The organism is Candidatus Avoscillospira sp. LCP25S3_F1, assembly GCF_052117125.1.
Classification (GTDB): Bacteria; Bacillota; Clostridia; order Oscillospirales; family Oscillospiraceae; genus Avoscillospira_A.
Genome location: NZ_JBQKJT010000002.1, coordinates 105,688 through 127,061, shown reverse-complemented (window position 1 = coordinate 127,061; position 21,374 = coordinate 105,688). Strand labels below are relative to the sequence as shown.

The window sequence follows — 21,374 nt, the reverse complement described above, 5'->3', positions numbered from 1 at the left end:
TATGAAACGAAAAACTGCGGTGAAAAAAAACGCCATCATTGCATTGACGTTGGTTTTGACCATATTCTGGCTGTTTCCCTATCTCTATGTGGTGTCCTGTTCCTTCAAGCCCGGCCAGGAGGTCATCGCCATTCCACCGGCGTTCTTTCCCAAGACGCTGTCGGTGGAGAACTTTCTTGGCCTGTTTTCCCGGATGGATGCCTGGAGCTATCTGGTCAACAGCCTCAGCGTGGCGTTAGTCAGCACCTGTCTGGCCCTGCTGCTGGGCGCCCTGGCAGCCTATGCCATCTCCCGGTCCGGCTCCAATCTGTCCGTGGCCCTGGTGGTTCTGGTTTTGTGCCTGAAAATGATCCCAACCTCCAGCATTGCGGTACCCATTTACGAATTGATCTGCGACCTGGGTCTGTATGATACAAGGGTAGCGCTGATTATCGTGTATGCGGCGGTCAATATGCCCTTTGTCATGTGGACCATGCTGAGCTTTTACAAAGGGATTCCGGCGACCCTGGACGAGGCTGCCTATGTGGATGGCGCCAGCAGCTTCCAGACCTTTTGGCGGGTCGTTCTGCCCATCTGCACGCCGGGACTGGCCACGGCCTTTATCTTTACGCTGTTCCTGGCCTGGAATGATTTCCTGCTGGCGCTGCTGCTGACCAGTACCAGCGCCAAGACCTTTACGGTGGGTCTGGCGGGATTCCTTTCGGCATACAACCTGGATCTGGGACCCATGTGTGCCGGTGCGTTTTTGTTCAGTTTCCCGGTCATGGTCATTTCGCTGGCTGCCCAGAAATACATTGTCCAGGGCATGACGGCCGGCGCCGTAAAAGACTAACAATCGGAGGATACCATGTCACAGAAACTTATGCAGGAGCGCATTCTCCATGCACAGACGGAGATTGACCGCACCAAAGAGGCGGTGGGCCGCGGAATCATGCGGCAGCGCTACCACTTTATGCCCCAGACCGGCTGGATGAACGATCCCAACGGCCTCATATACTTTCGGGGCGCCTACCATTATTTCTTTCAGTTCAACCCCTATTGCGGCTTCTGGGACAGCATGCACTGGGGTCACGCCGTCAGCAAGGACCTGCTCCACTGGGAGTATATGCCGCTGGCTCTGGCGCCCAGCGAAAGTTACGACGCCCACCAGCGGGGCGGATGCTTTTCCGGCAGCGCCATCGAACACAATGGACGGCTGTACCTGATCTACACGGGCTGCGCCAACCACGGCAGAGGATTTGAGCAGACTCAGTGTGTGGCCTGGAGCGACGACGGCATCCATTTTGAAAAGTATGCCGGTAATCCGGTCATCACAGCGCCGGAGGGGGTGTCCCCCGATTGCTTCCGGGACCCCAAGGTGTGGAAGCAGGGAGATCAGTTTTATCTCGTATGCGGCGCAGGCCGTCACGGACGGGGCTGCGCGCTGCTGTACCGGTCGGAGGACCTGCTGCACTGGACGTTTTGCAGCATTCTGGCTGAGAGTCGGGGTGAGTGGGGCTATATGTGGGAATGTCCCGACTTTTTCCCCGTAGGTGATCAATATGTTCTGACGACCTCGCCCATGGGTGCAGGCGATCATACGTCGATCTATATGGTTGGCGATTTTGACCAGCAGACGGGGCGGTTTTTCCCGCAGGTCTGCCAGGAAATGGACTGGGGCTTCGACTACTACGCGCCCCAAAGCTTCCTGGCCCCGGATGGACGGCGGCTGGTGGTCAGCTGGGCCAACGGCTGGGAATGGATGCCACTGTGGAAGGACTGGGGACCTACCTATCAGGAGGGCTGGTGCGGTTTCTTCAATGTGCCCCGGGAGGTCCGCATGACGGAGGATCACCAGCTACAGTTTGTGCCGGCTGCGGAGCTGCAGGCGCTGCGGCGGGACCATACGCGCTGGGAGCGGGCAACGGTCACCGGGGAACCTGTGGCGTTGCCGGTGGGCGACGGCATCAGCTTTGAGCTGAAGCTGTTGCTGGATATGGCGGAGACCGACGCGGAGGCGGTGGAGCTGCACCTGCGCTGCGGCGAGGGCCGGGAGACGGTCTGCACCGTGGACCTGCACGGCGGCGAACTGCGGGTGGACCGCAGCAACAGCGACGGCTGGAGCGTCGGCGTGTCCCGCAGCGGCCTGCGGCTCAGCGGCAGAACGGTTCTGGACCTGCACATCCTGTCGGACCAGAGCTCCCTGGAACTGTTTGCCGACCAATATCGCAACAATCATTCCAACAATATCTATGCCACACCCCGGCAGACTGGAGCATGGATTTGTGCCAGAGGCGGTCGGGCTGTGCTGCGGCAGCTGGAGAGCTGGCAGCTGGATACGGTCCAATGACGGCAAGGAGGATTTACGGTGAAACAAACCAACTTCTATGATGTGACCCAATGGCCTGTGGGCGATCCCTATGAGGATGTGGGCCAGGTAATCAACAGCATTCTGGACCATATTCGCCTGCATCAGACGGACACAGATCGCAATGGCGGCGGTAAGCCCGGTGCGGTGATCTATCTGCCGCCCGGAGACTACCATCTGCGGACTCAGGTGGTCATCGATATCAGCTATCTGAAGATCCAGGGCTCCGGCCATGGGTTCACCTCGTCCAGCATCCGCTTTAATACGCCCAGAGAGCAGTGGAGCCGGTGGCGGGAGCTGTGGCCCGGCGGCAGCCGTATTCTGGTGGAATCGTGGCCCGGCGAGACCGAGGAGGCGCGGGCGGCCTTCCTGGTAAAGCGGGAGGGAGAGCCGCGGATCAGCTCCGTGGAGTTTGAAAACTTCTGCATTGACGGGTTGCACTTTCTGGAGACGGCGGACATGCCGGAGGACCCGGAGAATACATACTGCAACGGCAAGACTGGCGTCTATGTGGCGGTGCCCCACGATTCGTTCCGGTTTACCGGCATGGGCATGATCTATCTGGAGCATGCCATCACCTGCTGCCACGCCGACGCCCTGTCCATTCACGACTGCTTCCTGGCTGAGTGCGGAAACTGCATTGAGCTGCGCGGTTCCGGCCAGGCGTCCAAGATCACCGACAATCTGCTGGGCGCCGGTTTCCGGGGCTACACCATTTTTGCGGAGAACTTCGGCGGTCTGCTGGTGACATCCAACAACGTGTTCCCCAGAGGCAGCAGCAGCCTGCACCTGTCCAATGCCGTCCGATGCTCCGTCACCGCCAACCGATTCCATACGTTCTACCCGGGCATGGTCATTCTGGCGGGGAGCTGCTCAGAAAATCTGATTTCCTCCAACCACTTCCTCCGGGACCATGAGCCGTGGCCGCCCATGCAGGCCTATGACAACGGCCTGGATGACACGTTCGGCCTGTTTCATCTGTCCGGCAGCGGCAACACGGTGGTGTCCAACCACATTTCCGAGTCCATGGAGCGGCAGTATCTGAAGCCCCTGGGCGTGACGCCGGTGGTGATCCGTCTGGTTTCCGGCAGCGGCAACTATATTGCGTGTAATCATATCGTAGCGACCACCGAAGCGGATGAGAGTATGGAAGAGCGGGAAGGCTCCTGCTTTACCCGTCAGGTGGAGGCCATTCTGACAGCAGACCGGCGAGTGGCTATGGACGTCATAGCCGTGCAGGTGGACGAGACTTCCCAAAATAATATCATTCTCGACACAGCACGGGCGGACCAGGTGCGGCTGGACGGTACGCGCAACAGCTTCCGCCCTCTGCCGTCCACGGTGATACCGACAACTTGATCCGCGGACATGTTTACCGGGCGAGCCACAAGCATCCGCACAAAAGGGGGCACAGCGTCATGGCCGGGAGTTCCAGACGCCTTATAGAGTGCTTTAACGATTGTTGGCTATATTGCTTCCAGTCAGAGTTACACAGGATGTATGCCAATGCTTGCGCCGTCTTCTCGGAATGTCCCGAAAAATACAGCAGCGCCAACCCGTTTCTTCGGGCTGGCGCTGTTTTTTTCCAACCATGCTGTCTTAGGCGGCTTGTTGGCGGTATCACCCTCTCCCCTTGGCTGAAGGCAAAGGGGAGAGGGGCGTCTCTAAAATTCCGGGGATACAACTGTTAGGGGAAACGTACAGTCATTGATATTGACTCCAGTCCGGATCATCCAACCGCTGCGTCCAGGTCTCGTACAGATCACCCTTTTGAATATAGGCATGGGTATTGGTGGCCTCCTGCACAGTCAGATAGTACCAGTCTTCCGGCCGATTGTCAGGCCAGACTGCCATATCCGGCAGCAGATCGTCGCTGGTTTCCGGCAGCCGGTGCAGCACCCGGTTGACCATACTCATGGCTTCGGCTCGGGTGATGGGCTGATCAGGCCGGAAGGTTCCGTCCGCATAGCCGAGAATCCAGCCAAGGGAGGCGGCACAGCCAATCTCCTCTCGCGCCCAGTGGTTCGCAAGATCGGTGAAGCTGTTGGTCGCAGTGGTATCGCTGCGGTCGAACCGGGCGCAGACGGCAGCAAATTCTGCCCGGGTGATGGGCGCATCGGCGTCAAACAGCGTCTCTGTCCGGCCCTGGAAGATGCCCAGGGCGTGGAGGGTGGAAACGGCCTGATTGTACCATGCGCTGTCGTCCACATCCGCAAAGGGGTTTTGATTCGTCAGGGCTGCCGTCCGGATATCCGGGTCCAAAAGACGGAAGAAAATGGCGGCTACCTCGGCCCGGGTGATCTGCGCCAGCGGCCGCACGGTGCCATCGGCATAACCGATGATATAGGCGAAATGATCGGTTCCGTTGAGAAGCTCCGGTACAGTGGAAGACTCCCATCCGGCATAAACCGTGTAGTTGCCGGTCATAGTGACGGAGGTGATGGGCCGGGTCAGGGCCGCGTCGGCATACCAGCCGGTGAAGTGGCAGCCTGCCCGCAGGGGCGTCTTGTCCAGGGGGACTACGGTGTTGGCGGTGTATTGTTCCGCCGGGTAGACCGTACCGCCGTTGGATGCATAGTGGAGGGTATAGTAGATGGGAGGCGTGTTGTCGCTGCTGGTCTCACTACCGCCGGTCTCACCGCTGCCGGATTCACCGCTGCCGGATTCACTACCGCCGGTCTCACCGCCGCCGGATTCACCGCCGCCGGTCTCACCACCGCCGGATTCACCACCGCCGGATTCACCGCCGCCAGATTCACCGCCGCCGGTCTCGCCGCCACCGGATTCGCCGCCGCCGGATTCGCCGCCGCCGGATTCGCCGCCGCCGGTCTCGCCGCCACCGGATTCGCCGCCGCCGGTCTCGCCGCCGCCAGATTCACCGCCGCCGGTCTCGCCGCTGCCGGATTCGTTGCCGCCGGATTCGCCGCCGCCAGATTCACCGCTGCCGGATTCACCATCGCCGGTTCCATCGGTATCCGGTACCGGCGCAGGCGGCAGCGTGGGCACATAGTTCGGTTGGGGCTCCGGCAGATCTTCTGCGGGGTGGTTCCAATCAGTGTCCGGAGGGCTCTCTCCGTCGGAAGACGGCTTGAAATAGAGGGGGAGGGTGTTGTTTCCATGTTCCGATACCACAACAGACGAGGACGTATGGGTTTGATCTAAGGCCAAATCGGGCGTATCGGATTGGCTCAGATATTGCCGGGCATAGGGCGCGGCATACAGAATGGTACCCACAGCGCTTTCCATGGTTGTGGTGTCTTGCAAAGTGTATTCGCCGGTGGCAGCATCCCAAATGTAATAGTCCACCCGGCAGGAAACGCCGTATGGTTCCTCTCCGCCAACCAGGCCCAGATCCGCTCCCGCATCGGCGTTGGCGACGTAGTAGAAGTAGAGGTGGTTTTCGTCGGCTGAGCTGGACAATACCATGCCGGACTGATAGCCGTTCCGGGGGACATAGCCGGGAATTGGCGCCGCTATGGCCCGGATGGCGCCGGTAATGGAACTGGTACTGCGGGCACGGCCTGCCGACAGGGTGAACGTGACGGAGTTGGAAAGGGCAATGGAGTTGGCAGAGGCGGTACGGCCGTAATTTTCGCCGATGTCCAGCACATAGTGGACCGTGTAGGTGACGGTCTGGTTCCCCATGGGCGTATATACAAAGTCAAAGATAGTGGGATCGTCCGCGGAGCCGGTGATGATGCGGGTCAGACTGCCGTGGGTGGGCAGATAGGCACTGATTAGCCGGGGCTCCAGGGTGACGGTGCTGCCCGCGACCAGACCCGACACCGTCTCATCCTGACGGAGACGGTAGTAAACGACGCCGTCTACTTCCACGGGTTCCAGACCGTTGTAGGGGTTCTGGGTCGTCAAAGCTCGAACCACATAGACGCCGGTGTCCTGTTCCACCCAGTGGGCCGTGAGAGTGCGGTGGCCGTTCATCACCTGGGAGTCATCAAAGAGGAATCGATTGGCCAGGCCGTCTGCATCGGTCTCATACCAGTCCTGAAATTCCAGACCGTAGCGGTTCACCGGATGCTGGGAGCGGCCCAGGACCTGATTGATGGGCGTACCGTCGGTGACATCATGGATGCGATAGGAACAGCCGCCGCTGTCCGCCGTGACCTCCACGGCGTAGCCCTTATCCCGAATGCTCTGTAGGATATCCTCCGACAGACTGCCGCCGGGGGTCTCCAGGGTCAGGTCGAAGGTGGGGGAGTCCCATTTGGCATAGGCTGTCATGGAGCTTTCCGAGGCGATGGTGTCCCAATCGATGGGGATGGTACACGCCGGGTCCCGGTACCAACCGGCAAACAGGTGCTGGTTGCCGTACTGGCAGGTATAGGGGTTCTCCGGTTCATAATCATGGACAAAGTCCGACACAGCCAGCGTATCCTTCAGAGGCTTGCCGCCGACATAGTGGAAGGGAATGTTTTGGGACGCCGCAGGCCTGCCGCCGGTAAGGTCGGGATTGTTCTCATAATAGGTCAATGTGTAGTTGTCATAGGTGTAAAAGAAATACACGTCCGCACCGTTGTAGCAGCCGTATTGGAACGTCAGATTGGCAAAGGCCGGGGGATTCTGACCGGCGGAGGTATGGGTGGTGCGCACCTGCAATTCCTCGTACTCATAAAACCCAATGGATGTGATACCGGCAGTGGCTGGATTGGTGTTTTGTGACACGGAGATTCTGGTGTAGTTTTGATAATCATCAAAGGAAACCAGCGGCGTGTTGGCATCCACCGCGCCGGGAACGGCCTCCAACAGATAGTGATGAATTTTGTACTCGCCGTTGTTGCTGCCGTTGGCACCCTTGCCGGAAATCTTGGCCCAATAGGCGGTCAGATGGTGGGGAATATCGGGCCGATCCGCCTGAATGATCAGCTCAGCGGACATGGTGGAGTAGACACCCATGATATTTTTATTGGTTTTGTTTTTAAAATAGGGACTGGCTGCATGGGTGCCCCAGGTGAACAGCTGATACGTTATGCCGCCGGAAGAGACCGTTTTGGGAACGGTATTCTCATTGGCCGCAGGCCACTCATCACCGATAAAAGCGCCGTATTTTGCTGTGATCTGGTAACAGAGTTCCGTATCATTACTGATTTGATATGCGTGACCGTTCATGGTCAATTCCACAGCATCAGCGCCGGATTTCCAGCCGGAATAGCCACTGGTCCAATCCGTTGGCCCTGCTTTACTGCTGGAATTACCGCTGGTGGAAATCTGATAGCTGTTGCCCACAACCTTGCCGATATGAAACACCAGCGTATACTCCTTACGGTCATAGTAGGCGTTGATGGTGGTGCTGCCGTCTCCGGCGGCTGTGACGGGAGAGATGGCCTTGTCTCCATCGGTGACCAGGGAAAAGTAAGCGCCGTCTGAGATGCCTGCGGCTTGCATTCCATCGGCATCCGGTTCCAGAAATGTGGCGATATCCTCATAGGACAAAACAGATTCGGTGGTTACGTTGATCTCCCGGCTGGCTACCGGCGTATAGTCCTTGTCGTTGGCGTTTTCCATCCAGTAGGCAATGGTGACCGTGGTGGCAGCCGGCTCCCAGTTGGCCTCCAGCACCAGATCGTATGCGGGCATGGTGGCAGGCAGTGCAGATAGTTCGGTTCCGTCGCTGCTGCGGTAGGTCCAGCCGGTGAAGGTATAACCTGCACGCACCGGCGTGGCCAGCAGCCTGTTGTCTGCGGCCTTGCCGGTGGGCAGGGTCTGTCCGTAACGGTACGCCACCGGTTCGCGTAAATTGCCGCCGTGGAGGGCATAGGCGACGTAGTACATCTCCCGGTCATAGTGCAGATCAATGACCGTGGAACCGTTGGGGCTTACCGTATAGCCGGCGGCATACTGGCGGGAAATGGCATTGAGGGTAAACCCTTCGTATTCCTTGACAAGTCCCAGTTCCTCCAGACTGACATGGGTGCTGCCGGAGATCTGCGCTGTTTCAAAATCCGCTTCCACAGGCTCATAGCTGCGGGGATCGTCGGCGCCTTGCAGATAGTAGTGTACCTGGAAGGAGGCCGTTCCATCGAATGCATAGACGACTGGAATATTGATCCGCACAACGCCATTTTCGTCGGTTTGATAGTTGTTTGTAGTCGTATCCCATTCCACGAACCAGGCCGTCCGGCACAATTCCAGAAAGCTCTCGTCCAAGGTGGCAGAAAAGGTACCATTTTGCAGCATGGTGTTGAGTTGCTCCGCGGCCGCCTTGGCCTCAGCGACACCGGGCGCCGTTTCCTCCTCATAGAGACAGTGAATCTGAGGGGTCAGGCCGTTCAACGTTTCCAGCTGGGGCAGCTCCATGGAGACGGAGTCTCCCAAACCGCCGACGGTAGAGGTGGTGGGGGCTGCCACGCTGCGGGTATCGTCATTATATTGATAGTAGAAATTGACCAGATACTGGCCGGAGCGGGCGTAGCGGGCCAGAAACACGGTGTCGCCACCCACTGTGTGGAGTCCATCGGCGTTGGTGGTGTTCAGGGAAGCCCAGTCGTAGAATTCATAGCCCACCCGAGATGGCGGATCGGGAATAGCGGCGGGGCCGAAGGCATCCTCTCCATCGGCCGCTTCCTTGTATAAGTACCAAGTACAGCCGGCAGACGGCTGAAATCCGTCCACAGCTTCAAGATCTGCGGCGGTATACAGCATGGCGCCGTCCGGTACGGACCCGCTGGGGTAGGCGCCGGGCAACGTTCCCATATCGTAGTTGACGAAGGAGACGGCAACATTGGCCGATGGTTCCGACGCATAGACACAGCCCATGGCCACTCCCACGATTAGCAGCGCCGCGGCCGCCCAGAGCCCAATCTTGCAGCAGTTTCCTTTGATTGTACGAAGAATCCCCATACACACACACACCTTTGTTCTGATTCTTTCTGCGAATACCATAGAAAAAATGCGAAATTTATTGGAGCTTATCCAATAATATAGAGAGAAACCGGGGAAAATTACCAAATGAAATACTATGTCATTACAGACATGGACGCATCTATGGCATATGTAAATATTATATCAAACGATATCCAATAGTCAAGATGGTGTATGCCTCAAAGATAAGATTGAACAAAGGAGAAATGCTGATTTGTACGGGAGAAGAGAGCAGCCTGACGCACGCTGCAAGGGAGGATGCAATGCATCTGATTTTTTACGCCGCCTCTCAGAGCGGGAGGAGTATCTATGGCTGCGTCATTCCCACGTCTCTGTGGGATTTTCCATGGCGCTCGCCAATGTGCCGTCCAGGTCCAGATAGACGCCGGTCAGTTCTTCGGTCATGGTTTCCAACGTGGTATCCAGATGGTCGCCGGTGTACACCGTTGCCAGATCATTCTGACCGTAAACGGCCAGATAGACACCGTTGCCAAAATCCAGCAACCACTGGGGCGTCTCACCGGGGTTTTCTGCCGGTTCCGGGTCTGAAATGGTCAGAACCGTGCCGACCTGCTTGGCGGCCTTGTCCATGAGGGTTACCTGGGAGCCGTCGGTGCGCTGCACCACGATTTCCTCAGCTGTCAGAGACTGCCAAAAGGGTTCCGGCTCCAGGGTCAAAGGCCCCAGCTCTATGGCAAACACCGAATTGGAATCCACATAAAACCGCAGGCCGCTTCTGACATCCCCGCAATACAGGAACGTGCGTGCCACGCTCTCCGCGTAGGGATCGGTTTCCTCTGTGGCAACCCGGGCATCCGGATAGGCCGCCCGGACATCTGCTTCTGTGGAACCGATGCCGATGCCGGTGGAGAGGGTCAGGGGACTGCCGTCAGACAGGCTGATCTGATTGAGGAACCAGCCGTCTCCCGTATCGGCAAACCGAAACTCTGCGCCCGGATAGCGCCAGGTAACGGCCTTAAAATTCGTTCGCAGCTCCGTGACGGCGGAGGCTTCGTAATCGGTACCGAGAACGTTCTCCACCATCTCCCGGCTGAATCCCAATGTCAGCCCGCCGATGGATGTATTGGTCAGCAAATCCGTTGCCCCCGTCTCCGGCGACAGGGCGGCAAGACGAATAGAATTTCCATTTTCTGCGTCCAGAAAAATCCAAAGGCCACTGTCCCCATACTGCATATGGGCCGACCAGAGACCGGTATCCTCGGCAACATCGGCGTCGGGATACGCCGCGAGAATCTCCTCCCGGGTGGAATCGACGCCGATGCCGGTGGAGAGGGTCAGACTGCTGCCCGCCTGTACATAGAGTTCCTGCACGAACCAGCCCGCGCCCTCGTCCACAAAGCGTACATTGATCTCCGGATAGTACCAGCAGAGGTCCGTGTAGTTCTCCGCCTGCTCTCTGGGTTCGGTGGCGTCGTAATCGCTGCCCAGAACGGCCTCCACTTCCTCCTGGGTCATACCCAGGGCCACGCCGCCCAGGGTTTCACCGGCCGGATACTCTGTCGCCGCAGTATCTTCGGTATCTTCGGGCGCGATGGCCGCGCCGTCACCGTGGTTTCTGTCCGGCGTCGTCACAGAACTTTGCGGCGGCGGCGTTTCCGTTGTTTCCATGGTCAGTCGGGGCAGCATCTTCCAGGACACCGCCGCTGCAATGGCTATGCAGGCCGCCACCGCGACCCAGCGGACCCAATGGCGGGACGGGGACGCCTGATACGTTTCCGCTTCTTCCACCAGCGCGGAATCCAGCGCGCCGATGCCCCGCAAAAACTCCTTGGATGTCATTTCCATGCACCTTCCTTTTCTAAATAGTCCCGGAGATTGCGCCGCATTCGGTGGAGCAGAGACTTGGCCGCGCCGGTGCTGCAACCAATCCGTGCCGCCGTCTCCGCCAGAGAATCGGCGTACCAATACCGCCGGACGAAGGCCACCCGGTTTTTCTCCGGCTGCTGGAACAACCACCGGCTTAAAACGTTGCCCAATTCCTGTTCTTCCAGCCGCCGCTCCGGCAAATCCGATGACGGCAGGCACGCTTCCAACTCCGAAAGCAGTATCTGGATCTGACCGCCGCCCCGTTTTTTCGCTTGGCGGCGGTCCCAGCGGTCCAGGCTCAGATTGCGGGCAATGCGTCCGAGAAACGCCTGAAAACACTGTGGCCGCTGGGGCGGAATCTTGTTCCACGCCTGTAACCATGTGTCGTTGACACATTCCTCCGCGTCTTCCCGGCTTCCGAGAATCTGTTGGGAGATCCGCCGGCAATAGGCGCCGTACTTGCGGTCGGTCTCCCGGATGGCCTCCTGATTCCGTGCAAAAAATAGCGTTAAAATTGCTTCGTCGTCCATGGGACGCCTCCTTTCTATCTACTCTTTAAGACGGAAACGGCAGGGCTGAGGTTACGTGGGATAAACAATGAACAGTCGCAAAATCGCTTAGTCTGAACGGGTGTACAAATTATCCGACAGGGGGGGATGGGAAGGATGCGGCCCTGTTCCATACCGCGGAGAGGGGGGCCAATCACTGCTACAATACACGGAGCGATGTGTATTTGCCAATGGGGAAGTATGATGATAATTCCACCTTTTCAACCGGCGGAGCCGGGGCTATACTGGTTCTGGATTATAAGGAGGGACGGCTTATGGACAATCTCATCATCATCCACGGCGGCGGCCCCACCGCGGTTCTCAACTGTTCGCTGTACGGCGCCATGGACGAGGCCCGGCGCAGCGGCGCCGTGGGACAGGTTTTCGGCGCCAAAGGCGGGACAGGCGGCTTGCTGCGGGAGGAACTGTTGGACTTTGGAGCCGTTCCGGAGGACCAGCTGCAACGGCTGCGCCATACGCCGGCCACGGCCATCGGCACCTCCCGGGACGCTCTGGAGCCGGAGGACTACGAAAAAATGGCCGAAATCTTACAGCGGCATCACATTCGATACGTTTTGATGAACGGCGGCAACGGTACCATGGACGCCTGCGGCAAGTTGGCTGCCGTCTGCCGGGACAAGGGGATTTTTGTCATGGGCATCCCCAAGACCATGGACAACGACATCGCCGTTACGGACCATTGCCCCGGCTTCGGCAGCGTGGCCCGGTACATGGCCGGTACCGTGCGGGAGCTGGCGGTGGATGTGCGGAGCCTGCCCATCCATGTGGTGGTGCTGGAGGCCCTGGGCCGCAATGCCGGGTGGACCACCGTCTCCGCCGCCCTGGCCAGAGAACAGGACGGCGACGGCCCCCATCTGCTGTATCCGCCGGAGCGTGCGTTTGACGAGGAGGAATTTCTCGACCGGGTGTCCGCCTTGTATCACCGCCTGGGCGGCGTGGTGGTGGTGGCCAGCGAGGGGCTGCGGAAAGCCGACGGTACGCCCATTGTACCGCCCATTTTCCAGACGGGCCGATCCACCTATTTCGGTGATGTTTCGGCCCATCTGGCCCAGACCATTGTCCGGCGGCTGGGCATCAAGGCCAGAAGCGAAAAGCCGGGGATTTTGGCCCGGGCCTCCATTGCCTGGCAGTCGCCGGTGGATGCTGCCGAGGCCGAAGAGGTGGCCCGGGTGGCCTGCCGGGCGGCCCTGGCAGGGGAGAGCGGCAAAATGGTGGGTCTGCGGCGTTTGAACGGCCCCGGCTACGCCTGCGAAACCTTCTTGATTCCCATTGAGGAGGTCATGCTGGGGGAGAGAACCTTGTCGACCGAGTACCTCACCGCCGACGGCACGGATGTGACCGACGCGTTCCGCAGCTGGTGCGCCCCGCTGCTGGGCCCGGCGCTGCCGTCCATGGCCCGCTTGTTCTGAAACCAAATCAGGAGCATCGTCTGTCATTTCACAGACGATGCTCCTGCCATTTTTCCCGGGAAAAAGGTGGAGAAAACTTCATACTTTTTCCAAGGAACATTGTCTGATATACTGGAGCCATCAAAAGGAGGCTCGATACCATGAGACTGAAAAAATCCTCTGTTTGGAGTAAGCTCCCCAATTGGGTTTGGCTCCTGATCTCTCTGGGAGTGGCGATTCTGCTCTGGCTGTTTGCCTCAGCCAAGTGGTCCTATGTGTTTGCAGATCCCATTCAGGTTGTGAACGCACTGGTGGATAAAGCCTCCAGCGGTGTTCTGTGGGGACACATCTGGGCCAGTTTGTCCCGTGTTCTCATCGGCTTTGCCTGCGCGTTTATCACCGCGATTCCTGTGGCGTTCCTCATGGCCTGGTACGATCCCTTCCGCCATGTGGTGGAGCCCTGGATTCAGTTCATCCGCAACATTCCGCCCCTGGCCTACGTCTACCTGATTACCGTGGCATTGGGCGTTGGCCAGACCGGCAAGATCACCGTCATCTACATCGCGTCGTTCCTGGTCATGGTGGTCACCATCTATCAGGGTGTCCGCAATGTGGATACCACCCTCATCAAGGCCGCCCGCGTTCTGGGCGCACGGCAGCGGGATATTTTCTTCCGCGTCACCATCCCGGCGTCCACACCGTTTATTCTGGTGGCTGCCCGCCTGGGCCTGTCCACCTCCCTGACCACCCTGATGGCGTCGGAAATCGTCGGCGGCGACAAGGGCATCGGCATGATGATCCAGCAGGCCAACGGCTATTTCCAGATGGATGTGGTGCTCATGGGTATCATTCTCCTGGGTGTGCTGGGTATTTGCTTTGAGAAAATTGTAAAATTCCTGGAAAGAAGGTTAACGGGATGGCAGGAAACAATTCAGCAGTAAAGGTCCACATCGATCATGTGGTCAAAAAGTTCGAGACACGCAACGGCGAAATGGTCGCCCTCAACGGCGTGGACATGGACATTCACGAAAACGAATTTATCTGTGTGGTCGGTCCCTCCGGCTGCGGCAAATCCACACTGCTGAATATCATCGGCGGTCTGGAAACGCCCACCGAGGGCCAGGTCCTGGTGGACGGTAAGCCGGTGGAAGGTCCTGGCCCCGACCGCGGCATTGTGTTCCAGCAGTACGCCCTGTTCCCCTGGCTCACTGTGGAAAAGAACGTGGAATTCGGCCTGAAACTCCAGGGCAAAGGCCCCGAGGAACGCGCTGAGCTGGCCCACAAGTATTTGAAGATGGTGGACCTGGAGAGCTTTGCCAAAGCGTATCCCAAGGAGCTGTCCGGCGGCATGAAACAGCGTGTGGCTATTGCCAGAGCCTACGCCGTCAACCCCAAGGTCCTGCTGATGGATGAACCCTTCGGCGCGTTGGACGCGCAGACCCGCACCCAGCTGCAACAGGAGCTGCTGAACACTTGGGAAAAGGAGCAGAAGACCTGCTTCTTTATCACCCACGATGTGGAAGAGGCCATCATTCTGGCCCAGCGCGTGGTCATCATGTGCGCCCGCCCCGGCCGGGTCAAGGAAATTGTCGATATCGACATTCCCCACCCCCGCGATCAGGAAACCAAGATGAGCCCCCGATTCCTGGAGCTGAAAAACCATATTTGGAGCCAGGTGTATCAGGAGTATCTGTCCGTACGGAAATAATGTTGCCAGCGGATGTACAATCCATCCGACATATAAGTTTAAGGAGGAACCTACATGAAAAAGAAGTTACTCGCGCTTGCACTGGCTCTGACCATGGTCCTGTCCCTTGGCGCCTGCGGCTCCAAGCCCGCCGAGGACACCACCCCGGACACCACTCCGGAAACCACCGACACCACTCCGGACACCACCCCGGAAACCACCGATACCGAGGACACCGGCAGCACGGAGGAAACGCCCACCTATGAGCCTGCCACCGTCCGCGTGGCCTATATGCCCAACCTGGGCTCCGCCTCCAGCCTGTTCACGGCCATGGAGCAGGGCTACTTTGAGGAAGTGGGCCTGACTGTGGAGCCCTATCAGTTCTCCGGCGGCCCTGCTGAGATTTCCGCCATGGCCTCCGGCGATATCGATATCTCCCAGATCGGCCACGGCGCCCACTCCCTGTGCATCCAGGGCGATGCCGCTGTGTTTGCCTTCGATCAGCTGTCCCAGGCTGACGCCGTGGTTGCCAACAAGGCCAAGGGCATTGAATCCGCCGCCGATTTGAAGGGCAAGACCGTGGCCGTGGCCACCGGCACCTCCTCTCAGATCATTTTGCAGTTCGTGCTGCAAGACGCCGGCCTTACCGAAGCCGACATCAACACGGTGGAAATGAACGTGGAAGGCATGACGGCCGCTCTGGTTTCCGGCCAGATCGACGCCGCCGCCACCTGGTCCCCCAACACCGTCACCCTGGCGGAAGCCATGGGCGATGACTACCTGGTTCTGGGCACCAACAATGACTACACAGACCAGGCCGCTTTCCCCTCCAGCTTCATCTGCACCAGCGAGTACGCCGCTGCCAACCAGGACATTCTGGTTCGGTTCAGCCAGGCCATTCTGAAGGCTCAGGTCTACCGCGCTGAGAACATCGATGAGGTCGCCAAGATGCTGGCCGCCAAGCTGGACGCCCCCGAGGACACCATGCTGGCCGCCACCGGTGAGGGTAACTGGCAGGGCACCGTGGATTGCATGGGTGATTTTGATACCATCCGCGGCTACTATGAGGCCCAGCAGCAGGTCTTCCTCAACAACGGCACCGTTACCGAGGAAGTCCCTGTGGAGAACTACGTCCTGTTCGATGTGATGCAGGCCGCCTATGATGCCTACAGCGCCCAGTAATTCGTAATTTTTTCTGTGCTACCACCCCGCCGGGGCTCCGTTTGAGGCGGAGCCCCGGCTTGCCATAGAGGTGCGGCGGCAGTATAATAAAACCAGTATCACGCGATTTCGTGGGAGGGAAGTCCATGCTGATTATTGTACTGCTGCTCTGTTTGCTGACATCCATCTATGTAGCCGTCCGGCGGCGGGACTCCCTGGCCGTGTATCTCCTGGGTATGAACGTTTCCAATCTGGTCATGCTGTCCGGCATCGTGATCTACATTGCCAAAATGGGCGGTACGGCGGCCCGGGAATCGGTCTTCCTCTTTTTGCTGACAGATTTGCAGGTCTGGCTGCAATATCTGCCGCTGCCGTTGGGGCAGCTGGGCTACCTGGTGGCGTTGGGCCGGACGCTGTTTCCGCTGTTTGCCTTCTACGCGGCCCTGGAATTGACCATGATCAGCGCCTTGCGCCGCCGGTCGAGACAGCTGCGGATCGCCGCCGCCGTACCGGCGTTGCTCAGCCTGATTTTCTACTTTCCCGACGTTTTTTACGCCGTGGTCGATGGACGATACTGGATTCTGCCGTGGATTATTGTGGCGGGTTTGGTGTGGGTGGTGCTCTATCTGGCGGTATCCATGCTGCTGCTGATACAGGAGTACCGCTCCACCACCATGCCCATTTTCAAGCGTAACACCCGCTACATCCTCCTGTCGTTCCTCTGTACATCGGCACTATATTTGCTCTACGCCACCAAAGACCCCACGCAGATCTATCATATGTTCCTTTCCGAGTATATCCGGCACGGCTTTACCAGCTACATCAGCGCGTCTCTGCCGGAGGTATCCTGGATTGTTTTGGGATTGTGTACAGTGTTTGTGGTGGTGCTCGGCAGCTACAACCTCATGTGCTACACCAAGCTGGTCTATGACGATTCCCGACAGGATGCCATGCTGGAACGAAAGTTCGATACGGCCGGTTTAGGCGTATCCGTCTTTGTCCACGGCGCCAAAAACCAGCTGCTTTCCATTCGCGTTCTCAACAAGAAGCTGTCCCGGGCATTGGAGCAGCCGCAGCCGGATTTGGAGGAGATTCGCGCCTATGTCCGGCAGCTGCACGAACTCAACGAGGGACTGCTGGGACGAATGGACGAGCTGTACCGTACGGTGAAATCCAATTCCATCTCACTGGTTCCGATCTCGTCGCAACAGCTGGCCGAGGCCAGCGTGCGGCGGTTCCACGACAAATATCCCAATGCGCCCGTGACGGTGGAGGTACAGTCCCAGCGGCAGGTTCTGGCCGACGAATCCCATCTCAGCGAGGCCGTCTGCAATCTGCTGTGCAACGGCTACGAGGCCGCCGCCCAGCACAGCCCGACGCCGCAGGTGGCCCTCCGCATCCGCAACGAGCGCATGTGGACCATTGTTTCTGTGGAGGACAACGGCCCCGGCATTCCGCCGGAAACCCGCAATCACATCTTTGACCCGTTTTTTACCAGTAAAAATACCAATTACAACTGGGGCATGGGTCTGTATTACGTCCGTAAAATCGTTCGCAGCCACCTGGGGCGGCTGCGGCTGGAAAATCGAACCGGCGGGGGCACCGTTTTTCTGATTCTGCTGCCCGCATACGACGCACGCAGAAGGGAACGTGAACCATGAGCCAACCCATTCGCATTCTGGTTGCAGAGGACTTACCGCTGCTGCGGGAGGACTTTTGCGACACCCTGGCTGCGCAGGAGGATATGGAAGTGGTGGGCAGCGCCGCCACCGGCGCGGAGATTGTGGCGCTGGCCGCACAGGTCCCCTGCGACGTGATCTTGATGGACATAGAAATGGAAACCGTGGATGCCGGTATCCGGGCCGCCGAGGCCATTTTGCTGGAGCATCCCCAAATCAAGATCATCTTTCTGACGGCCCACGAGACCAACGACATGATTACCAGCGCCATGGGCACCGGAGCCGTGGACTATGTGGTCAAGGGCTGCGAGGAGGCGCATCTGCTGGAACATGTCCGCAAAACGTATGCCGGTCATACGGAGCTGGACCCCCGCATCCATGCCACGGTCCTGGAGGAATACGCCCGGCTGCGCCGCAGCGAGCGCTCTCTGATCTTTTTTATCAATAATGTGGCCCATTTGACGCCTACGGAGCGGGAGCTGGTAAAGCTGCTGCTCCAGGAGAAAAAGGTGGCGGAAATTGCCCGGCTGCGCTGCGTGGAGGTGGTCACCATCAAAACGCAGATCAAAGGACTGCTGCACAAATTCGGGTGTACCCGCACGAAGGAAATCGTAAAAATGATCCGCCAAATGAAGCTGGAACACCTGTTCCAATGATCTTTAGGAGGTACTGTAATGGATTACTATCATCTGTCTGCCGCGGAACTGGGCAAGGGCGCCAAGCTCCCCATTGTCAAGCTGGGCGACTCCGGCGAGGTTTTTTATGAGCTGGCCCGGGAGATGTGCGACGAAATCCGCCGCAACAACGCGGCAGGGAAGCGGACGGTATTCATCTGCCCTGTGGGCCCCGTGGGACAGTATCCCATTTTTGTCCGGCTGGTCAACGCAGAAGGGCTGTCCCTGCGGAACTGCTGGTTCCTGAACATGGACGAGTACCTCACCGACAACGGTCAGTGGATTGCAAAGGATGACCCCCTTTCGTTCCGCGGCTTTATGGAGCGGGAGGTATACAGCAAGATCGATCCGGCTCTGGTGGTGCCGGAGGCGCAGCGCATCTTCCCGGACCCCAATGATCTGGGCCGTATCCCGGCGCTGATTGAGGAACTGGGCGGTGTGGATATCGCCTTCGGCGGCATTGGCATCACGGGCCATCTGGCCTTCAACGAGCCGCAGCCCCAGCTGACGGCGGAGGAATTTGCCCAGCTGACCACCCGCGTCCTGGATATCGCGCCGGAGACCCGGGCCACCAATTGCATCGGCGATTTGGGCGGCGCTCTGGAAGATATGCCCAGAAAGTGCGTCACCATTGGCATGAAAGAAATTCTGTCGGCCCGGAAACTCCGTCTGGCCGTGTTCCGTGACTGGCACCGGGCCGTGTGCCGTCGGGCGGCCTATGGCGACGTTACTGCGTCGTTCCCCGCCACCCTGGCCCAGAACCATCCCGACGCCCGGTTGTATGTCAATGCCAACGCGGCCCAACGGGCCTATTGAGAGGTTTTTCCCATGAACAACACCTTTTTTCTGAAAAACGGCACGCTGCTTTCGGAGGGAGCCATGGTCCCGCTGCACATGGCTGTGGAAAACGGCGTCATTACCGCCTTGACCACCGACGGTACCAACCCCAAGGGGCTGCCGGAGGTGGATGCGGCGGGATTGCAGATTCTGCCCGGCTTCCTGGACCTCCACACCCACGGCGCCGCCGGAGTGGACGTCAATGCCGCCGACGTGGACGGGCTGCGGACCATTGGACGGTTCTTTGCCTCCCAGGGCGTCTCCGGCTGGCTGTGCTCCATTCTCACCGACACGGTGGAGCAAACGCTGTGGTGCATCGAACAGGCCCGGCAGGTCATTGAGGGCGGCCCTTATGACGGCGCGCCCCTGCTGGGCATCCACCTGGAAGGTCCCTGCCTGTCCACCGAGTACAAGGGGGCCATGCCGGAGCATCTGCTGATGCACGAGGCCAACTACGATCTCTTTGCCCGGTATCAGACTGTTGCCAACGGCCATATCCGCTATGTGACGTTGTCGCCGGAGATTCCCGGCGTGGTGGAGCTGGTGCCCCGGCTTACGGCCCTGGGCATGGTCTGCGCCATGGGCCACAGCGGCGCGGGCTACGACTGCGCCATGGGCTGCATTCATGCGGGTGTCCGCTCCGTGACCCATTTGGGCAACGCCATGCGGCTGTTCCATCAGCATGATCCGGCTATTTTCGGCGTGGCTCTGGAGAGCGACGCCTATGTGGAGGCCATCTGCGACGGCCGCCATCTCCATCCCGGCACGGTCCGGCTCTACTGCAAGGCCAAGGGAATGCACAGAATGCTGGCAGTCACAGACTCCATCATGGCTGCCGGACTGCCGGACGGCCAGTACAAGCTGGGCGTCAACGACGTCATTGTGAAAGACGGCGATGCCAAACTGCCCAACGGCGTCCGGGCCGGGTCCACCCTGACCATGGCCCAGGCCCTGCGGAATCTGCTGGTCTTTACCCGCCGCCCCCTGGAGCAGATCGCCCCCATGCTGTCGGAGAACCAGGCCCGTCTCATGGGCTGGCCCTCCAAGGGCCGTCTGGCCGTGGGCTGCGACGCCGATCTGGTTTTGCTGGACGGGGCCTGCCAGGTGGTGCAGACCTTCGCCGCCGGTCATTCCGTCTACACCCGTCCCAACTGCTGAAAGGAGAATCGTCATGCCACTGGTACCCATGCGCCCCGTTCTGGAGGCCACCGTTGCCCACGGCTATGCCCAGGGCGCTTTCAATGTCAACGCCGTCGCCCAGGCCGAGGCCGTTATCGCCGTCCATGAGATGTTCCGTTCTCCTGCGATTTTGCAGGGCGCCGACCTGGCCAACGCCTTTATGGGCGGCCGGACGGACTTTCAGAACGGCACCCTGGAGGACAAAAAGCGCGGCGCGAAAAACATTGCCGACGCGGTCAAACGTTTTGCCGCCGACAGCCCCATTCCCGTGGTGCTGCATTTGGACCACGGCAAGAACTTCGACTCCTGTGTGGCAGCCATTGAGGGCGGCTATACCTCCGTCATGATCGACGGTTCGTCCCTGCCCTTTGAAGAAAACGTGGAGCTGACCCGGGAGGTCGTCAAGTACGCCCATGCACGCGGCGTCAGCGTCGAAGGTGAACTGGGCGTTCTGGCCGGTGTGGAAGACCATGTGTTTGCCGCCACGTCCACCTATACAAATCCGCTGTCGGCGGTGGAATTCTTCCGCAAGACCGGTGTGGATGCCCTGGCCATCAGCTACGGCACCATGCACGGCGCCAGCAAGGGCAAAAACGTCAAGCTGCGCCGGGAAATTCCCATTGCCATCAAAGAGTGCATGAATCACGAGGGCATCTTCGGTGTTTTGGTGTCACACGGCTCCTCCACGGTGCCACAGTACATTGTTCAGGAGATCAACGCCCTGGGCGGCAACATCCAGAACGCCTACGGTATTTCCAAGGAGGAGCTGAAAGCCGCCATTCCCTGCGGTATCGGCAAGATCAATGTGGATACGGATATCCGTCTGGCCGTCACCCGCAATCTGCGGGAGCTGTTCCGGGACCACCCGGAGCTGAAGAACGACGACCGCGTCGGCGGCATTTGGACGCTGCTGGATGAAAAGCGGGAGGCCTTCGACCCCCGCGCTTTCCTGCCGCCCATTATGGATACGGTCATGTACGGTACCGGCGACGACGGCACCGTGGCCCTGGTCACCGACGCCATCCGCCGCGGCGTCCAGGAGGCCGTGGGCACCCTCATTGTGGAATTCGGCAGCGTGGGCCGCGCCCCTCTGGTGGAGTATGTAACGCTGGAGGAAATGGCAGAGCGCTACCGCAAGGAGGGATAAGCC

General features: G+C 59.2%; 15 protein-coding genes. 12 read left to right on the top strand and 3 right to left on the bottom strand.

The window, feature by feature from the left end:
* Window position 1: 1 nt before the first annotated feature.
* From ACTQ33_RS02310 to ACTQ33_RS02300, 3 genes are read left to right on the top strand one after another with little or no spacing between them, the layout of a single operon-like run.
* Window positions 2-832 (top strand): carbohydrate ABC transporter permease, encoded by an 831-nt coding sequence (locus ACTQ33_RS02310; protein WP_441461800.1) that lies wholly within the window; start codon window positions 2-4, stop codon window positions 830-832.
* Between the two features lie 15 nt (window positions 833-847).
* A complete protein-coding gene (locus tag ACTQ33_RS02305) occupies window positions 848-2,329 on the top strand; it encodes a glycoside hydrolase family 32 protein (protein ID WP_441461798.1) in 1,482 nt (493 codons plus the stop codon).
* 18 nt (window positions 2,330-2,347) lie between these two features.
* Window positions 2,348-3,706, top strand: coding sequence for a NosD domain-containing protein (locus ACTQ33_RS02300; protein WP_441461796.1), 1,359 nt, complete (start codon window positions 2,348-2,350; stop codon window positions 3,704-3,706).
* 345 nt (window positions 3,707-4,051) lie between these two features.
* Here the strand turns inward: ACTQ33_RS02300 and ACTQ33_RS02295 are convergent, their stop codons facing one another.
* The 3 genes from ACTQ33_RS02295 to ACTQ33_RS02285 all read right to left on the bottom strand — a co-directional run bounded on the left by ACTQ33_RS02295 (window position 4,052) and on the right by ACTQ33_RS02285 (window position 11,580).
* On the bottom strand, window positions 4,052-9,202 hold the full coding sequence (locus ACTQ33_RS02295) for an InlB B-repeat-containing protein (RefSeq protein WP_441461794.1): 5,151 nt from the start codon (window positions 9,200-9,202) through the stop codon (window positions 4,052-4,054).
* Window positions 9,203-9,541: 339 nt separating this feature from the next.
* The gene (locus ACTQ33_RS02290) at window positions 9,542-11,029 is read right to left on the bottom strand and encodes a hypothetical protein (RefSeq protein ID WP_441461792.1); all 1,488 of its coding nucleotides are present in this window, start codon (window positions 11,027-11,029) and stop codon (window positions 9,542-9,544) included.
* Window positions 11,020-11,580 carry an RNA polymerase sigma factor gene (locus ACTQ33_RS02285; protein WP_441461790.1) on the bottom strand — a complete coding sequence of 187 codons (561 nt, stop codon included), beginning with the start codon at window positions 11,578-11,580 and terminating at the stop codon, window positions 11,020-11,022. Before ACTQ33_RS02285 ends, ACTQ33_RS02290 begins: the two co-directional genes overlap by 10 nt.
* A 293-nt stretch (window positions 11,581-11,873) precedes the next feature.
* Here ACTQ33_RS02285 and ACTQ33_RS02280 point away from each other — a divergent pair, with 293 nt between their 5' ends.
* From ACTQ33_RS02280 to ACTQ33_RS02240, 9 genes are all read left to right on the top strand, one after another.
* Window positions 11,874-13,028 carry a diphosphate--fructose-6-phosphate 1-phosphotransferase gene (locus tag ACTQ33_RS02280; RefSeq protein ID WP_441461789.1) on the top strand — a complete coding sequence of 385 codons (1,155 nt, stop codon included), beginning with the start codon at window positions 11,874-11,876 and terminating at the stop codon, window positions 13,026-13,028.
* A 140-nt stretch (window positions 13,029-13,168) separates the two neighbouring features.
* Window positions 13,169-13,948, top strand: coding sequence for an ABC transporter permease (locus tag ACTQ33_RS02275; protein ID WP_441461787.1), 780 nt, complete (start codon window positions 13,169-13,171; stop codon window positions 13,946-13,948).
* Window positions 13,924-14,715, top strand: coding sequence for an ABC transporter ATP-binding protein (locus ACTQ33_RS02270; RefSeq protein ID WP_441461785.1), 792 nt, complete (start codon window positions 13,924-13,926; stop codon window positions 14,713-14,715). The genes ACTQ33_RS02275 and ACTQ33_RS02270 overlap by 25 nt, the downstream gene beginning before the upstream one ends.
* Window positions 14,716-14,769: 54 nt before the next feature.
* Window positions 14,770-15,876: an ABC transporter substrate-binding protein gene (locus ACTQ33_RS02265; RefSeq protein WP_441461783.1), complete on the top strand. Its 1,107-nt coding sequence runs from the start codon at window positions 14,770-14,772 to the stop codon at window positions 15,874-15,876.
* Between the two features lie 125 nt (window positions 15,877-16,001).
* The gene (locus tag ACTQ33_RS02260; protein ID WP_441461781.1) at window positions 16,002-17,516 is read left to right on the top strand and encodes a sensor histidine kinase; all 1,515 of its coding nucleotides are present in this window, start codon (window positions 16,002-16,004) and stop codon (window positions 17,514-17,516) included.
* Entirely contained in the window at window positions 17,513-18,190 is a 678-nt protein-coding gene (locus ACTQ33_RS02255; RefSeq protein WP_441461780.1) for a response regulator, read from the top strand. The genes ACTQ33_RS02260 and ACTQ33_RS02255 overlap by 4 nt, the downstream gene beginning before the upstream one ends.
* A gap of 18 nt (window positions 18,191-18,208) precedes the next feature.
* Complete coding sequence (locus tag ACTQ33_RS02250) at window positions 18,209-19,024, top strand: glucosamine-6-phosphate isomerase (protein WP_441461779.1); 816 nt, start codon at window positions 18,209-18,211, stop codon at window positions 19,022-19,024.
* Window positions 19,025-19,036: 12 nt separating this feature from the next.
* Entirely contained in the window at window positions 19,037-20,203 is a 1,167-nt protein-coding gene (gene nagA, locus ACTQ33_RS02245; RefSeq protein WP_441461777.1) for an N-acetylglucosamine-6-phosphate deacetylase, read from the top strand.
* Between the two features lie 13 nt (window positions 20,204-20,216).
* Window positions 20,217-21,371 carry a class II fructose-bisphosphate aldolase gene (locus ACTQ33_RS02240; RefSeq protein WP_441461775.1) on the top strand — a complete coding sequence of 385 codons (1,155 nt, stop codon included), beginning with the start codon at window positions 20,217-20,219 and terminating at the stop codon, window positions 21,369-21,371.
* Window positions 21,372-21,374: the final 3 nt, after the last annotated feature.

Coding starts and splice junctions, on each gene's coding strand:
- ACTQ33_RS02310 (WP_441461800.1), top strand. CDS start 2: ATGAAACGAAAAACTGCGGTGAAAAAAAACGCCATCATTGCATTGACG.
- ACTQ33_RS02305 (WP_441461798.1), top strand. CDS start 848: ATGTCACAGAAACTTATGCAGGAGCGCATTCTCCATGCACAGACGGAG.
- ACTQ33_RS02295 (WP_441461794.1), bottom strand. CDS start 9,202: ATGGGGATTCTTCGTACAATCAAAGGAAACTGCTGCAAGATTGGGCTC.
- ACTQ33_RS02290 (WP_441461792.1), bottom strand. CDS start 11,029: ATGGAAATGACATCCAAGGAGTTTTTGCGGGGCATCGGCGCGCTGGAT.
- ACTQ33_RS02285 (WP_441461790.1), bottom strand. CDS start 11,580: ATGGACGACGAAGCAATTTTAACGCTATTTTTTGCACGGAATCAGGAG.
- ACTQ33_RS02280 (WP_441461789.1), top strand. CDS start 11,874: ATGGACAATCTCATCATCATCCACGGCGGCGGCCCCACCGCGGTTCTC.
- ACTQ33_RS02275 (WP_441461787.1), top strand. CDS start 13,169: ATGAGACTGAAAAAATCCTCTGTTTGGAGTAAGCTCCCCAATTGGGTT.
- ACTQ33_RS02270 (WP_441461785.1), top strand. CDS start 13,924: ATGGCAGGAAACAATTCAGCAGTAAAGGTCCACATCGATCATGTGGTC.
- ACTQ33_RS02265 (WP_441461783.1), top strand. CDS start 14,770: ATGAAAAAGAAGTTACTCGCGCTTGCACTGGCTCTGACCATGGTCCTG.
- ACTQ33_RS02260 (WP_441461781.1), top strand. CDS start 16,002: ATGCTGATTATTGTACTGCTGCTCTGTTTGCTGACATCCATCTATGTA.
- ACTQ33_RS02255 (WP_441461780.1), top strand. CDS start 17,513: ATGAGCCAACCCATTCGCATTCTGGTTGCAGAGGACTTACCGCTGCTG.
- ACTQ33_RS02250 (WP_441461779.1), top strand. CDS start 18,209: ATGGATTACTATCATCTGTCTGCCGCGGAACTGGGCAAGGGCGCCAAG.
- nagA (WP_441461777.1), top strand. CDS start 19,037: ATGAACAACACCTTTTTTCTGAAAAACGGCACGCTGCTTTCGGAGGGA.
- ACTQ33_RS02240 (WP_441461775.1), top strand. CDS start 20,217: ATGCCACTGGTACCCATGCGCCCCGTTCTGGAGGCCACCGTTGCCCAC.